Annotated in this window: 16 protein-coding genes; 8 read left to right on the forward strand and 8 right to left on the reverse strand. The window is 46.4% G+C overall.

Annotated elements, in window-relative coordinates; all coding sequences use genetic code 11:
* Positions 1-6 precede the first annotated feature (6 nt).
* From hypD to ACJJI4_RS09170, 3 genes are all read left to right on the forward strand, one after another.
* A complete protein-coding gene (gene hypD / locus ACJJI4_RS09160) occupies positions 7-1,134 on the forward strand; it encodes a hydrogenase formation protein HypD (protein WP_444927826.1) in 1,128 nt (375 codons plus the stop codon).
* Complete coding sequence (hypE, locus tag ACJJI4_RS09165) at positions 1,100-2,137, forward strand: hydrogenase expression/formation protein HypE (protein ID WP_444927827.1); 1,038 nt, start codon at positions 1,100-1,102, stop codon at positions 2,135-2,137. The genes hypD and hypE overlap by 35 nt, the downstream gene beginning before the upstream one ends.
* Positions 2,138-2,223: 86 nt before the next feature.
* Positions 2,224-2,850, forward strand: a complete 627-nt coding sequence (locus ACJJI4_RS09170) for a LysE family translocator (protein ID WP_444927828.1) — start codon at positions 2,224-2,226, stop codon at positions 2,848-2,850.
* A 360-nt stretch (positions 2,851-3,210) separates the two neighbouring features.
* On the opposite strand, the gene ACJJI4_RS09175 is transcribed toward ACJJI4_RS09170, so the two are convergent.
* A complete protein-coding gene (locus ACJJI4_RS09175) occupies positions 3,211-3,795 on the reverse strand; it encodes a hypothetical protein (protein ID WP_444927829.1) in 585 nt (194 codons plus the stop codon).
* A 196-nt stretch (positions 3,796-3,991) separates the two neighbouring features.
* On the opposite strand from ACJJI4_RS09175, the gene ACJJI4_RS09180 reads away from it, so the two are divergent.
* Genes ACJJI4_RS09180 through ACJJI4_RS09190 form a run of 3 tightly spaced genes read left to right on the forward strand, consistent with a single transcriptional unit; the run spans position 3,992 to position 6,191 of the window.
* Positions 3,992-4,309, forward strand: a complete 318-nt coding sequence (locus tag ACJJI4_RS09180; protein WP_413661967.1) for a hypothetical protein — start codon at positions 3,992-3,994, stop codon at positions 4,307-4,309.
* A gap of 4 nt (positions 4,310-4,313) precedes the next feature.
* Positions 4,314-4,586, forward strand: a complete 273-nt coding sequence (locus tag ACJJI4_RS09185; protein WP_444927830.1) for a hypothetical protein — start codon at positions 4,314-4,316, stop codon at positions 4,584-4,586.
* Between the two features lie 21 nt (positions 4,587-4,607).
* Positions 4,608-6,191, forward strand: coding sequence for a PepSY-associated TM helix domain-containing protein (locus ACJJI4_RS09190; protein ID WP_444927831.1), 1,584 nt, complete (start codon positions 4,608-4,610; stop codon positions 6,189-6,191).
* A gap of 252 nt (positions 6,192-6,443) precedes the next feature.
* Here ACJJI4_RS09190 and ACJJI4_RS09195 read toward each other — a convergent pair whose 3' ends face one another.
* From ACJJI4_RS09195 to ACJJI4_RS09210, 4 genes are all read right to left on the reverse strand, one after another.
* Complete coding sequence (locus ACJJI4_RS09195; RefSeq protein ID WP_444927832.1) at positions 6,444-7,013, reverse strand: carboxymuconolactone decarboxylase family protein; 570 nt, start codon at positions 7,011-7,013, stop codon at positions 6,444-6,446.
* A 110-nt stretch (positions 7,014-7,123) separates the two neighbouring features.
* On the reverse strand, positions 7,124-8,068 hold the full coding sequence (locus ACJJI4_RS09200) for an SMP-30/gluconolactonase/LRE family protein (RefSeq protein WP_444927833.1): 945 nt from the start codon (positions 8,066-8,068) through the stop codon (positions 7,124-7,126).
* A 129-nt stretch (positions 8,069-8,197) separates the two neighbouring features.
* On the reverse strand, positions 8,198-8,899 hold the full coding sequence (locus ACJJI4_RS09205; RefSeq protein WP_444927834.1) for a cytochrome c biogenesis CcdA family protein: 702 nt from the start codon (positions 8,897-8,899) through the stop codon (positions 8,198-8,200).
* Entirely contained in the window at positions 8,892-9,302 is a 411-nt protein-coding gene (locus tag ACJJI4_RS09210) for a thioredoxin family protein (RefSeq protein WP_444927835.1), read from the reverse strand. The genes ACJJI4_RS09205 and ACJJI4_RS09210 overlap by 8 nt, the downstream gene beginning before the upstream one ends.
* Before the next feature lie 336 nt (positions 9,303-9,638).
* Between ACJJI4_RS09210 and ACJJI4_RS09215 the strand changes: the two genes are divergently transcribed.
* Positions 9,639-10,316 (forward strand): hypothetical protein, encoded by a 678-nt coding sequence (locus ACJJI4_RS09215; protein WP_444927836.1) that lies wholly within the window; start codon positions 9,639-9,641, stop codon positions 10,314-10,316.
* Between the two features lie 120 nt (positions 10,317-10,436).
* On the opposite strand, the gene ACJJI4_RS09220 is transcribed toward ACJJI4_RS09215, so the two are convergent.
* From ACJJI4_RS09220 to ACJJI4_RS09230, 3 genes are all read right to left on the reverse strand, one after another.
* Positions 10,437-10,805 (reverse strand): putative quinol monooxygenase, encoded by a 369-nt coding sequence (locus tag ACJJI4_RS09220; protein ID WP_444927837.1) that lies wholly within the window; start codon positions 10,803-10,805, stop codon positions 10,437-10,439.
* A gap of 233 nt (positions 10,806-11,038) precedes the next feature.
* Positions 11,039-11,578: a hypothetical protein gene (locus tag ACJJI4_RS09225; RefSeq protein WP_444927838.1), complete on the reverse strand. Its 540-nt coding sequence runs from the start codon at positions 11,576-11,578 to the stop codon at positions 11,039-11,041.
* 3 nt (positions 11,579-11,581) lie between these two features.
* Complete coding sequence (locus ACJJI4_RS09230; RefSeq protein WP_444927839.1) at positions 11,582-12,487, reverse strand: hypothetical protein; 906 nt, start codon at positions 12,485-12,487, stop codon at positions 11,582-11,584.
* Between the two features lie 1,163 nt (positions 12,488-13,650).
* Here ACJJI4_RS09230 and ACJJI4_RS09235 point away from each other — a divergent pair.
* Positions 13,651-14,508: an urea transporter gene (locus tag ACJJI4_RS09235; RefSeq protein ID WP_444927840.1), complete on the forward strand. Its 858-nt coding sequence runs from the start codon at positions 13,651-13,653 to the stop codon at positions 14,506-14,508.
* Positions 14,509-14,516: the final 8 nt, after the last annotated feature.

Genomic DNA, 14,516 nt, shown 5'->3' on the forward strand with positions numbered 1-14,516 from the left:
CCTGTAATGAAATACCTCAAGGAATACCGCAATGGCGAGAACATCAAGCTAATTGCGGCAGAGATTCAGAAAGTCACTACTCGCCCATGGACTCTAATGGAGATCTGTGGAGGGCAAACCCATGCCATCGCAAAATATAACTTGCAGCAATTACTGCCCGAGGAGATTCAATTGGTACACGGACCCGGTTGCCCGGTTTGTGTCACACCTCAGGAAATCATCGATAGAGCTATTGCGATTGCTGCAATGCCCAATGTTATCTTCTGCTCCTTTGGCGACATGTTGCGAGTCCCCGGTTCAGATCGAGATTTACTAGAGGTCAAAGCTGCCGGAGGCGATGTCCGTATTGTCTACTCGCCGCTGCAAGCGCTCAATGTGGCAGAGCAGAACCCTACCAAACAGGTCGTATTCTTTGCGGTGGGTTTTGAAACGACTGCTACCGCCAATGCCCTGGCGCTGTCCCTCGCCAAGCAAAAGCAAATCGACAACTTTTACGCATTGATATCCCAGTTTTTGGTTACACCGGCGATTCAATCGATATGTGCCCGTGAAGACTGCCGGATTCAAGGTTTCCTAGCTGCAGGTCACGTCTGTGCAATAACCGGATATCGTCAATACCGCAGTTTGGTAAAGAAACACCAGATTCCAATAGTGATCACAGGCTTTGAACCCCTTGATATTCTCGAAGGTGTACTCCGGTGTGTCCATCAATTAGAGCGTGGTCGCAGTGAAGTAGAAAACCAATATCAGCGCGCGGTTACTAAAACAGGTAATACCATTGCCCAGGGCTTGATTAAAGAGGTTTTTAAAGTTGCTACACAACAGTGGCGCGGCATAGGTGAGATTCCCGCTAGCGGTCTGGTATTGAGCGATGATTACTCAGGATTTAATGCAGAACAAACATTCAATCTGCCAGCATTGAGCATTTCTGAAAACAGGGGCTGTATCAGTGGGGATATTATGCTGGGGCTCAAGAAGCCCGGGGACTGCCCTCACTTCGCTAAGACCTGCCAACCCCAGCAACCGCTGGGGGCGCCAATGGTTTCCACTGAAGGCGCTTGCGCGGCCTACTATCGCTACCAGAACCAGGTGGAATCGAATGAATCTGCAGTGTCCAATTCCACCAACCGCTGACGAGGTCGTACGCCTCGGCCATGGCAGCGGTGGGGAGATGACCCAACGCTTGATCGATCAATATATTCAACCTGTCTTCTCTAACCCCTGGCTATCCCAGGCTCATGACAGTGCAACACTTCCATGGAAGCCGGATCAGCTCGTATTTACCACCGACTCCTTTGTCATCTCACCGCTTTTCTTTCCCGGAGGAAACATCGGTGAGCTCGCCGTTTATGGCACCGTCAACGATTTGGCCATGGCAGGCGCGGAACCCAAGTTTCTAAGCTGCGGCTTGATTCTCGAAGAGGGGTTACCCCTGGAAACTCTCCAACGGGTTCTGATCTCGATGGCTGAGGCTGCCCGGAACTCAGGAATTACCTTAGTCACCGGCGATACCAAAGTGGTAGAGAAAGGGAAGGGGGATGGGCTCTATATCAATACCAGTGGCATCGGTACCCTGATAAGAGAACAACCCATTGATCCCAACCGCATTTGCCAGGGTGATTCTATTATCCTGTCCGGCGATCTCGGCCGCCACGGAATGGCGGTAATGGCCTGCCGCGAAGGACTCGAGTTTGAAAGTGATCTCGTCAGCGATTGTGCGCCACTGAATGGTGTAGTTGCACAAATGATCAATGCCGGAATTGAAGTTCATTGTCTGCGAGATCTCACACGAGGTGGGCTAGCCACCGCATTGGTGGAGCTAGCAGAAAACTGCGGACGGACCTTTGTCTTGGAGGAGAGCAAGATACCTGTTTGTGATGCCGTGCAGGGCGCTTGTGAGCTACTGGGGCTAGACCCACTCTATGTAGCGAATGAGGGGCGTTTTGTGGCTTTTGTCCCCGAAGCAGGTGTTAAGTTGGCACTTTCCATTCTTCGAAAAGCAACCGCAGATAGCAGCTTTGCGGCTATTGGTATTGTTGGGGGAGGAAATAGCTCCCAGGTTATTTTAAAAAACAATTTGGGGTGTGGTCGGTTATTGCAGCGTTTACCTGGGGAGCAGTTGCCAAGGATTTGCTAGCCAGAAGCCTCAAAAGCACAATTTACGTACAGTTTTTGAGCATATAGAATCAATGCATAAAAGCTCTAACTATCACTGAGTACCTCATGACAATCTCTACATCCTTAGCTCTGTTCATTTCAATGCTAGTTCTAGCACTGATACCTGGGCCGGGAGTATTAGCTGTTGTTTCCCGGTCAGTAACACTCGGCTTGCGCCAGGGGTTAATTACAGTAGTGGGAATTGTTGTAGGTGATTATTTCTTTATTTTGTTAGCTCTGCTTGGCTTAGCAACGCTAGCTGAAACCTTGGGGAGCTTATTCATCGTTATTAAATATGCTGGAGCCGCCTATCTTATCTGGCTGGGAGTGAATCTCTTTCTCTCAGCAAAGAAAAGACAAGTCGACCAAAACCAAATAGCAACAAGCCACTCCCATAGCAGCTTTTCAAGTTTTCTACTGGGCTTAGTCACCACGCTGGGTAACCCGAAAGCTATTCTTTTCTACGTAAGCTTCTTTCCAGCCTTCCTCGATCTAACTCGCGTTGCTTCTTTGGACATTGCAATTATATTTGCAATTGCAACGCTAACCGTAGGCAGTGTGATGGCAGGTTATGCGTACCTTGCCTGCAAGGCACGGTCAACAATCAGTCAATCAGGAAAGACCCCGGCTCTAAAATACGGCTCTGGGGCTTTGCTTATAGGAAGTGGTGTTTTTATTGCGGCAAAGAGTTAGTGCCTCCACAAGGTGCAGAAGTAATAGACCTAAGGAGCCTCTGAGTAACTCCGTAATGCCTCTGCGGGTCTTGAAGGCTGCAGATGTTAGGCGCAGCTCGCCGCGAATGGCCGTAGCCCTTTGCAAGAGCTGCAACGCAGCAGCTGTGGCCTTCAAGGCCCGCCCTTCGGGGCTTGCAGAGCGATTCACACTCCGCGTTGCGATTTCTTGAAAGGTCTAGACATTCCTGCGAAGCCGCGCCTTGATTGTGAACCGCTCTGCATGCCAGAGGTATCACGGAGTTACTCAGAGGCTCCCTAATTACTGCTCTCTGTTAGTTAGTCTAAGGAGGACGACCGTTTTACTTAGCTCTAAAGCTACTCACTCATGTCGGCCTGCTAATGCTTCTTTTAGTGCCTTCCTGATTATTTTTGCATCATCCAGCGCTCGATGAACTGTGAATTTGTCAGAGTCCTCCAGCTTTTCGCGCTCTTTAATGAATGCTCTTAGGTGATTTTCAGAGCCACCAATTAGCTCCTGAATATCCCTGAGTTCAAACTCCTGATGCATGCCAGTATCAGAAAAAAGGGCATTGCACCAAAAACTGTCCCAGTGCAGGGCATCACAATAGACAATCTGCGCTGAAAGAATCCTGTTTAGGCTATAAGCCACTGTAGTTGGATCTATACCCTCGGATTCCAGCTTTGATTGGGAAATGTTATGTATCGATTCAGCATCATCGGACCAATAAGACCAGTGTGGCATTGGTTTTATTAGCGCCTGGTATTCCACTGTTTCAGAGCAGAGGCCAACTTCTATAGGGTAACTCTGCTTGGATAAGCCACTGGCTTCGAAGTCAATAATCCACATGATAAGAACGTTAAGATATGGAAGAAAGGTAAAAGAACTTAGCACCTCTTCCTTGCTACCTTCCAGTCTGTCTGCATTTTCAAGCCAATTGAACAAACATGTATCTTAAGATAGACTACAACTGATAATGATTATTATTTGTGACTTAAATTTAAACCCGGTAGATCGCTAAATACAAAGCTTCCCAGTATTGAAGGCAATATTTGCAACTACGAAACTCCATTTCTGTAAAGAATAAGCGCAATGTTCAAAAAATCCGCGACCTCTAAGCAAAGAAGGCTGGAAAACTTCAATGTCTAACCTGGTGGCTTTCCTACTTACTTATTTGGCTGTACTACTTATTTTTGTAACCAGACATAAAGATCTACAGCTCAGTAGTTTTAAGCGCTTACAAAGAATTGCCTGGTGGGTGCTTCCGGTGAGTTCAATTCCTTATGGATTCCTATATGGTTGGGAGGTAGGGATACCCATTTGGCTTTGTGTCGCGATGTTCTGCGCTTTATTACAAGCACTGCTCGCCCCAATCAAACCTAATTGGCTGCTTCGCCATTTTCCGCTGTCAGTAGTGGGCTTGTTGGTATTAGAGCAGGCTCTTCTGACTATCGGATAACTCTATGGCTGCTTCAATAAAAATCAGTTGGCAACAGGTCGCCCTGACCATTGTGCTGAGCATTATCTTGATGTTTTCCAGCACGGTGATGTTGTCGATTTACTGGCCGTCCGCCGAGCCAACAGAACGGATGGCAGCGGGATCTATGTTATCGACACTTTTATGGGTCGGGTATATGAGTATGGGGTTACTCGCCGCCTCCACTTGGCGCGCAGCGGCATACCTACTGTCCCTGTTGCTGATCATGCTCGGACTAAGCGCTCTTTCTTTTTTATAATTTTCGGTCTAGCCAACTTAAATGCAACAGCGTAGCAATATCCTTTTTTACGAAATTCACTCCTGGATTGGGGTGTTATTTTCTATTCTGCTATTCGTAATTTCCTTTTCCGGCGTGGTCGCACTATTTGGCCACGAGCTGACCCAATGGGAACGCCCCGAGCATCGTATTGCCTTCGATGCTGAAGCGCCTGTGGATGTAGATCAACTGGTCGCTCCGGTGCTCGCCGAGGCAAATATCGGTGAGGACAGCTTTTTTATGATCTCAATGCCAGACTACTACCATCCTATGCTGGAAGTGCTCTGGACTGATGCTGAAAGTGAGGAAACCGAGGTACGCCATATAAACCCCAATACCGGTGAAGTGCTGCCGCCCAGCGGCTCTGATTTCGCTGAGCTATTGACGTATATGCACACTGACCTACTGTTTCCCAGGCCTTTCGGACGCTACCTGGTTGGACTGATGGGCTTGGTGATGCTGCTCTCCATATTAAGTGGCATCATCATTCACAAGAAAATTTTTAAAGAGATGTTTAAATTCCGTGTGGATCGCAGCAGGCGGCTCAAATGGACAGACCTGCACAAAGTATTAGGGGTCTGGCCGCTACCGTTCCATATAGTGATTGCTTTTACCGGCGCAATACTTGGCCTGAATGGCATTATGATCCAGGTTGCTGCATTTTCTGCTTTTGAAGGTAATGTGGAAGCTGCAGTCGCCTCGGTAGTGGGGGAACATCCTGAGATAACTGGCGAGCCTTTGCTGTCCAATAGCTATAACCAAATGCTGCTGCGCTACCATGACCAAGTGCCTAATGCGAAACCCAAAGCCATTTATGTGGAGGCCTACGGGGATCGCAATCAAGTTGTCCAAGTCTCGGGCCAAACAAACGAGGCGCTGGTGCGCTTTGTAGATGTCAAATACCGTAGTGAAGATGGCGAAGTAGTTAACATCAATAACCCAGTGCAGGATTCAGGTCCGTTTATGCGGGTATATTTTTCACTGACTCCGCTTCACTACGCACTCTACGGTGGCTTCCTGATAAAAGCCCTGTACTTTGTGTTGGGATTGGCATTGTGTTTGATGATGGTAACGGGCACCGTTATCTGGCAGGTTCGCAAGGCACAGAGGCAAAAGCTCCCCTCTGGTGATATTAATACCCGAGGTTCCGGCTGGTTCCTCAGTTTGCTCACGGTAGGGGTTTGTGCCGGTTTGGTTGTCGCCACCGCGGCCACTTTCTATGCCAATAAGCTGTTACCTCCCGGTGGTGGTGGCGATCAGCGCTTTCACTGGATTGAAATGGTGTATCTCTCTGTATGGGGAGTAGCCATAGCCTGGGCGATGTTACGCCGCCAGATAAAACCTGCATTAGCAGATCTCTCACTTTGCGCAGGCCTGCTGCTTTGCGGTATCCCGCTGCTGAACGCACTGGTAACAGGGAATGGTCTGCTAGTCCCCTGGAAGTCCATCACTTTACCAGTGGTCTTCACTGACCTGGGTGCCCTGGTAATGGGTGTCATTTGCCTCTATTCGAGCAGATATATCTATAGGCAGGTATCCCAGTCAAAGCTGGCTGCAGATATGCCCCAAGCAGTTGCCGCCCAATAACGGGCTATTTCCTGCGAGATGGCGAATGCCATCTCGTAACCTCAATAGAATCTGTACAGCACTGGAATAGGGCGCTGCAACCTATCCCAACTACACACTTTACCTTCCACTCAATTACCCTCGAAGAGAGTGGTATTTGCTTTCAAGCATTCAGAGGACACTACTTTTTTCACAACTTACATATGGGATGAGTGTGTCGTTGGGCTGGATAAACCCAGAACATTCTTGCCCCCTCCCGAACCGAGATTTTCCTTAACTCCCGTCACCAGGTATGGAAATATCAAAACCATTTAAAATGGCAGAGACCTGATGATAGCCAGCCACGAGAAAGACCAGTTCGGCGGCACCCTCGTTACCGAAAGCACTCACGGCCATCTCCCAAGTAGCCTTTGGCAGGCGGCCTCCAGCTGCAAGTGATGCGGCGACATCATAAGCAGCGGTTTCCTCAAAAGTTAGGTCTATTGGGCGCTGGCCCGCTGCGATAGTGGCAATTTTGCTCCTTGCCAACTCACTTTTCTCACCAATAACCGTATGGGAGTACAGCTCATAACCCGCTTTAAAATGAGCTGCGGTGATTAGAATCGCAACCTCCCGAGCAGCCTTAGGAAGCGTGGGTTTGTCTGCAATAGCCTTGATATTGTCCCACCAGGGCTTTCCAAACCTGGGATATTGCAGTGCTGGTGCCCAGGGCCCCAGTAAAGCGCCATCCTTGCGCTTCTTGATGAAACCTGTGAAATACCCCTTCATCTCATTACTCATATCTTCGTAAAGAGGTTTCTGTTCTTCGCTGAGCTCTTCTGGTGGGATGGCAGGGATACGCAACTGACACCTCTCTTGTCCAATTGGCGATTCAGATTTATCACACAAAGATTCTAGCCCGACAGAACGCAAGAATAGGGATGCCTATTTGAAGAGTTGCAATTAAGAGCTAGTTAACTGCCGAACTTTGGCTCAGGAAGCCCCTGAACTCCAAGCCCGTGAACGGCTAAGATACAGCCCGGTTGAGGATGTCGAGCCAGTTCCTCTTTAGTGAGGAATGACTGCTGAGATGTGACAAACAGTGTCTCATAATTATTACCGCCAAAAGCGATACAGGTAGGGCTGCGAATCGGCAGGTCGATCTCTCTATCAAGCCTTCCTTTGGGATCCACTCGCAATATTTTGCCCCCAAGATTCAACGCAAACCAGTAAAACCCCTCCGTATCTACCGTTGCACCGTCGACAATTCCTGGTTGTCGGTCTTCTATGGAAAAGAAAGGGCGCCGGTTGCTAATCCGGCCGTCATTGATATCCAGATCGAATACGTAAACCATATGTCCAAAGGTATCCCCGAAGTACATTCGCGTATCTTCAGGGTCAAAAGCAATGCCGTTGGCTACAACAAAGCGAAAATCCTTATCGGCCTTTCGGTAGGTTAGATCGGGCTCCAAACAATAGAGATAGGAGGATTTGTCTTTAAAACGAACATCCATACTGCCGCACCAGAAACGCCCATAACGGTCCACTTTGCCATCATTCAAACGACTGTGAGGCCTACCGGGTTCAGGATTAACGATTGTATCGACACGTCTGTTTTCCAAGTCGATCGCAAAGAAACCGGAGCATCCACCTCCGATCATTCCGCCTCCACGGCGGAAGCCAAAGGAGCCTATTTGTTCAGGCATCTCCCAGGTCTTGCGTTCGCCTGTTTCGATATTGAAACTTCTTATGGATGGAGGCCGGGCATCAGTGGGATCAGGTTCGGGGTTAACGTGATCAGCCCAATAGATAGACTTGTCTTCCGCTAACCAAATCGTTGTCTCGCCCAACCCATCATTGCACTCCCATAGGCACTCGATTTCTACCACCGTAAATCCTCCAATATGAAAAGTGCGCATTCACGCCGATGAAGGGAGCGAGTACCTATTGAGTCGTAAGGCTAATTTTGTGATTCCAAGTTAAGAAGGCCGAATAAGAATACCCGGCCCATAAAAACCAATATGGCTTGGCTTGCCACTAAAAGACCATCAAAAACTGAAAGTCCACTCGGGAATCCAATTCAAAGCCCAGGCTTCCATTACCTTATCAAGCCCACTCAATACCAGTACCCCGAGCAGTAATAGTATAAGACCTAGTACTGTTTTGCCTCCAATGGCGAAAGCCCCAACTGATGGTGATAGTCGAGTGTAAATCTGCCTCGATAGCCCCCCAGCCACTAAAAGCGCTGCACCAGTACCTAGTCCGAAAGCAAACATCACCATAAATGACTGTCCCAATTGTTGGCCCATGGAAGCCAGTGCTATAGCGGCACCCAGGGTAGGGCCGACACATGGCAGCCAGATGATTCCGGTAAGGAAGCCAATACCAAACTGCCCAGCCCAAGCCCCATCACCGGTAATGCTCGCCCCTACAGTGATTTTTGATAAGCGCAAGGTAAGCCAATCGGAAAGTGGTTTGATCAACAAGACGAGTGCAACCGCCACTAACATTATCGCGGCAATATAGCGGAAGAGTTCTGGGTCTAATCCTAAGGAGACCAATAGAAAGCTCAGCACAGTACCTGCCAATGCAAAGGACAAGCTTAGCCCAACCGCCAACGCGTACGGCCCCCAGCGCCCGGCGCTATTAGATGCGCCGACAACCATTGGCACCAACGGCCAAACGCAGGGGGAGAGAATACTGAGAGTACCCGCGATCAAAGCCAGGGGGATGGCGCTAAGCTCAAGCATTGTCAGTGCAAGCCTTAACTGAATCGAAGATATTCTCCTGAATTACATCGGCACGAGTTTCGGCAACACTGAACCACACCTGTTGCTCCCCATTAAACAGTAGTAGCGTTGATTGCCGAGGAGCGCGGAAGTGCTTAACCCACTTTTTCTGGGAGTCGAAATCCACATTCAGGATCGTAAGGCCACACTGGGCATTGTCCTTCTGAAACTGTGCCAGAATCTCGCCCTGCTTTTTACAGGTTGGGCACCAATCTGCTCTCACATCGATCAAAATGGGTCGTTTGGCGGCTTGTAACTCCTTGAATCGTTCTTCGGAAAATGGCTCTGATGCTAGAGCGAATGGCATAGAAAAAACTAATGTAGCGGCGATCAAGGTGCGAAGAGCTAAGCGGATAAATTTCATACAATCCATATCCTTAGTGGCAGGGTATAAGCCCCAATTTGAAGACAATCTGTTTAGATACCCACCTTGGTCGTACTGGAGTGCAAATTCTTACAGTAAGGCAAAGAGGATTTGTTTGATTAGGAACCCTAGGGCTGTTCTCTGTGTATTCAGTAGCGAAGAAGGCTAACAGGAGGAGGGCGATGGCCTCATTGCCATAAAGTAACAACCAGGTGAAGTTGGAGGCTCCAAAGAACTTATAAGATCTGTGGGAGTCCTACCTGTTATCGCACTAATCACAGAGTTTTTCGGAAAAGGATTTTGGCCAGGTCTATTGAGATATGGTCTACGAAGTAGATGGATTTTAATACGACGACACCTTCACTCTCCAACATCAAAACCACCCAAAATTGGCGCTTTGCAGTCTCAGTACTGATTGCTATTGGAACCCATATAGCACTGATAGTTGTTCCAGTATCAATAGCTCCAGGTCCAACTCCTAGGACCAAAACGTCGCTAGAAGTCAAATTACTGGCCTCATTTACTCCTCTGCCTTCTACGTCTCCGCCAACAGATGAAGAACCGAGCGCAGTATCAAAGCAAGAAATTAACGCTCAGACAGATGCAGTACCCATTACTAGCCCGCCAATACCTGATCGTTTGAATAAGGTGAAGCCAGCCAAAATAGAAGAGCCACCCCCCAAATTGGAAGGAGCATTGGAGGCAAGGCCCCATTCCGGGGATTTCCCAACTGCGCCAAGGTCAGGGCGACAACCGACTGTATTCAATCCCGCTCTCGAGAGAAAAATAGCCAGGGAACGCAACAAAGTCCGTCGATATCAGCCTACAGAAAACAGATACCAGACCTCGACAGGAACCTTTGTTCAAGTTGGAGACCGCTGTTTTGATGTTAAAGAGCTACCTGCTACAAATACAGATAGTGATCTAAATCCATGGTTTGGTGCGAAGTGTCCAGATAATTCCAGATCACAAGCAGAAATCGATCGATTGGCTGAGAAATATGGGATTCCATAAAACTGCTGGAGTAACTTTTTATAAATGAAAGGGTACCCAACCTTCACCAGTTGTCTTGAAACATGTAGTTATCAACTCAACTGGTGAAAGTATTACACCTTTACTGTCTTCCCTTGAAGGTTAGTGAGCCTTACCACCTGAACGCTCAAATCCAGCGTAAGGGTGATACAGAATTGACTTCAGGCCAGAGTGACGCTCGCGAAGTTCTTGTGGCATATCACCCAGGTGTACTAAGCGAGTGGGTTCAGCAGCCGCTATCCAGCGATCGGCGAAGTTGTCCCACGAGTCAATGTGCTTATGAGCGGACTTGGAATCCTTGAAATGCTCATAGATAAGCACGTTTCCATCATCGGTTACGTAATACTGGTAGTTCAGGGTTCCACCTTCTTTCTTAGTTGCTGCGACCATCTCATTCACAACAGCTTTGAACTCCGCTTCATGTCCCTTTCTTATCTTTCCCTCGATAATCCAACCTACGTTGTTAAACATGCTTGCTACCTCACTACCGAAAGTATCGTTTAACCATATACACCGGAAGAGCTTAAAGTACTACCCACGGCGCTTAAGTGGTGTGTTGAATTGTAGATGGTTTCAGAAGAATTACATGCTGCAGGCAGAATAGACCAATTCAAATCTAGTAACTAAAAGAGAGTTTAGGGTCAGTACCCGCTAGTCAATTTGGTAGTATCACAGTCTAATAAAACAACGCAAAACCGGTTGAATCAGTTACCCAAAGGCTTTTCAGTTATTTTTTTTTGCACACCAAAATCCTCAATGACTCTGATAACTTCATCCTTTTTAGTGCCAACGAAACGCGGAAAAGTAAGAATAAATATCTCAGAATTTTCATTTGATATAATAACTCCGAAAGAAGTTTCCCTATAATGCATCGCTCCAAAGTCACCATTTGGGTCAAATGGTAACTCTTGCAGTGTCAGGTGATACCATTTGTCAAGCATTGCATGCTTCTTTCCTGAGATCGTGAAAGTATGACCACTAACAATAATGAGCAGAAAACAAATCAGCAGAATAAAAATGACGGAAAGGTACTGCCCATTACTTAACTTAGCCCCAAAAACCACCACTACTAATGCAAACGCTAAAAACAAAGTAACTGTTATTATCTGTGTAGCTGGGCTAGGTATCTCATTCACATCTAAAACCTCACTGCCTCCGGCTAAAAGGAAGGTGTTATGAATACTAGCCATCAGCAAAGACAGAAAGAGCCCAACACATAAAACAGAGAATATTTTAATCTTCATGATTTAATATTTAAACCCAATGCCTACAACATTAGTTTTGTTTTTACTCACTCCTTGCCTCGCATAGAATTCCCCCTCGACCATTAACATTGAAGAGTTACTACCATCCAAAAATATTGCATTATCAAAACCGCAATTGACAAGCTTATTTTTCATCTTTTCAAGGGTGGTGTTACTTCTACCATCTGGTTTAACAAATAAGCCCAGCTTTTTATGAGTTGAATGGTGAGCAACAACAGTCATTCCTGTCTTTGGAGCAGACTTATGATTACTAAATGCTTTAAAAGTGGCATTACTTCTACGAATAAGGTTTGGGGCATTCTCTTTGCTCGGCTGCCCTACAAGCTTACCTTTTGGGGCACCTTTCTTATAGAGGTTTGTTGGGCCATAGGGCAGTCCGTTTATTATAATAGGGCCCGCACCTCCAATTGCAGCATCAGCATTAGTGGGTGCTTGTCCAAATCCAAATGTATATTTCTTAGGGTGGCTGGAATGATTGGCGATATGAAAATTCTTTGGAGCTGGCCTCCCTGCTATAATCTCCTTACCAAATACAGTATACCCCTCAACCTCAATACCTTTCGGAGTTACCGCGTCATTGCCAATAGCATAGTCGGCATAGCCTTGAGGGGTTAGGTCATAAAATTGAGCATTAATAATCGCCAAGTAATCTTTATCTCTCGCCATTGACCTAGCAAGAACATCAAACATGATCTCTTCAGATCTCACAAAGGGCTCCATCTTTACCGTATCGTCAAAAATCACATAGTGAATACCACCATCCTTGCAAAAGGTATAACCATTCAGATTCTTACTGTTATTCATTTCGGCCCAAAAATCTGGCCCCCCGATAAGAAATTCATTTGGCGCACCCAAAGCTACGTCCTCATTCCATTTAATTAATGACAAATTTAGCCGCAACGAGAGACGACATTCAGGTAATCATTTTGATTTCTAATAAAAATTAGCAGCACTAACTTACCAATTAACCTGCTAACTCTAACTTGCAATCCAAATTCAATGTGTTGTGCTCTATTGGGCTATACAGAAAAACTTGCCAACCCCTTCCATACATTAGATTGACCACAAGAATTCTACCTTTTAGGGTTATCAATGGCCACTTAATAATATATTTGCACTTGAATTTTCACATTAAAATATGTAACCAATCTCCTTAGTCATACTTATGTATTAGTGTTTTCAGCCTAAAAATATCACATTACCGGAAATCATATTAATCTATTAGCAGAAATATTATGAACAACACATATAACATTACATTGTCCTTAATTTCCTCATGAGACACTGAGCTAACCTACAGATGAATAACTGGTATAGAAGATGCTGTCGCAAGATATTTTGTTCAGGTCTACCTGAGATTAGGTAGTAAGGGACTCCTCAACTACCATGCCCGTAGATAAGAGAGGGGGGCGACTGAGGTACCATCATTCTAGCCAACCACCAAAAGGGGCAAATGCCCATTTGCTTTAACCACCATCCCATAATTGGGGCCTGGTAAATAGAGGCTACTCAGGTCGACCCAAGCTTACACTAGCGCTATCGTCTCTATATGATGCAGCGGGCAGTGAAAGGGGTAATCCCGGGAGTGGTTAGAGCGATTGTTATTGCTTGCGGAGGTCGAGGCCTCTACTGTGCTCTGGATTACACCTCAGCTGAGCGAAAAAACGCCTTGGGGGTACACCTTGGTAAGAGTATCCGTCATGTTAATGATTGCATTGGATTTGTAGCGAAATCCACTTCCGGCAAGCGTCGGAACAACTCTTTTGGACAGATTGGTAGAAGAAATGTACCTTCTGCCTACTAGCCTAATTTTACTGGGTGTAGCAATATTTCTGGACATCCATAGATTCCACACTATAGATGTCATAGGTTTTACACATCGGGGCTACCTCGGATCAACTGTCGCCATAGGCGACCACCGAGGACAGATGAAAGAAACAGACAGCTTGAATCCGTCCGGCAAACTATGACTGGACAACATTACAGATAAGCTGCTTCGCATATAGCGAATTCTATAAAAAAGCTTTGGGTTGATGTAAATAGTTAGCATCATGATGAAGCCGACAATAGCGAAGACCAGATTTTGCCTTGTCAGTCTCTTCCGTGGAGTTGGTCAAGTCATCCTTCAAAAGAATGCAGTTAGTGGTTTTCTATTCTTACTCGGAATAGCAGTCAACCCAGTTACCATGGCTGTTGGGGCCATACTTGGTGTTATTATCGCAACTTCTTGTGCAGGCATTTTGCATTATCCTAATAAAGAAATTGAAGAGGGCCTATTTGGATACAATGGAGCTTTGATCGGCATAGTTATGTTCTTATTATATGCCCCATCTCCGCTTACTGTTTGCTTAATTATTATCGGAAGCATCCTTACGGTCTTGATCATACGCTTCCTAATGCTCAATTTTTTCCTTCCGCCTTATACTGCACCATACATTATAGTGATATGGGGTGTATGGATATTGGCTCCTGACCTGGATCTAGCACCAGCTACAATATCCATGAGTGAAAACATTTCAACCTGGGGGATAATGGAAGGTATAGGCCAAATTATTTTTCAAGATAATGCTATTAGCGGCATCTTATTTTTAATTGGGATTCTTATATCGAACAAATCTCATGCGCTTTGGAGCATAATTGGTGGGACACTTGCCACATTGGTGGCGATGTTCTTAACTATGCCGCAAAACTTAATTCTTGCCGGGCTCTTCGGTTACAATGCATCTTTGAGCGCTATTGCATTATCAAATGGTCGTAAGCGATGGCTAGCCCCAATTGTAGGGAGCATATTAACCGTTCCAATCGCAATAGCTTTTATGAGCGCTGATATTATTGTATTAACCGCACCATTTGTTATCGCTAGCTGGATTATATTGTTGATCCAAAGAAAATTTACATTAACTCATTAATCCAGCCC

The sequence above is a fragment of the Microbulbifer maximicatervae (SeqCode) genome (assembly GCF_052467305.1).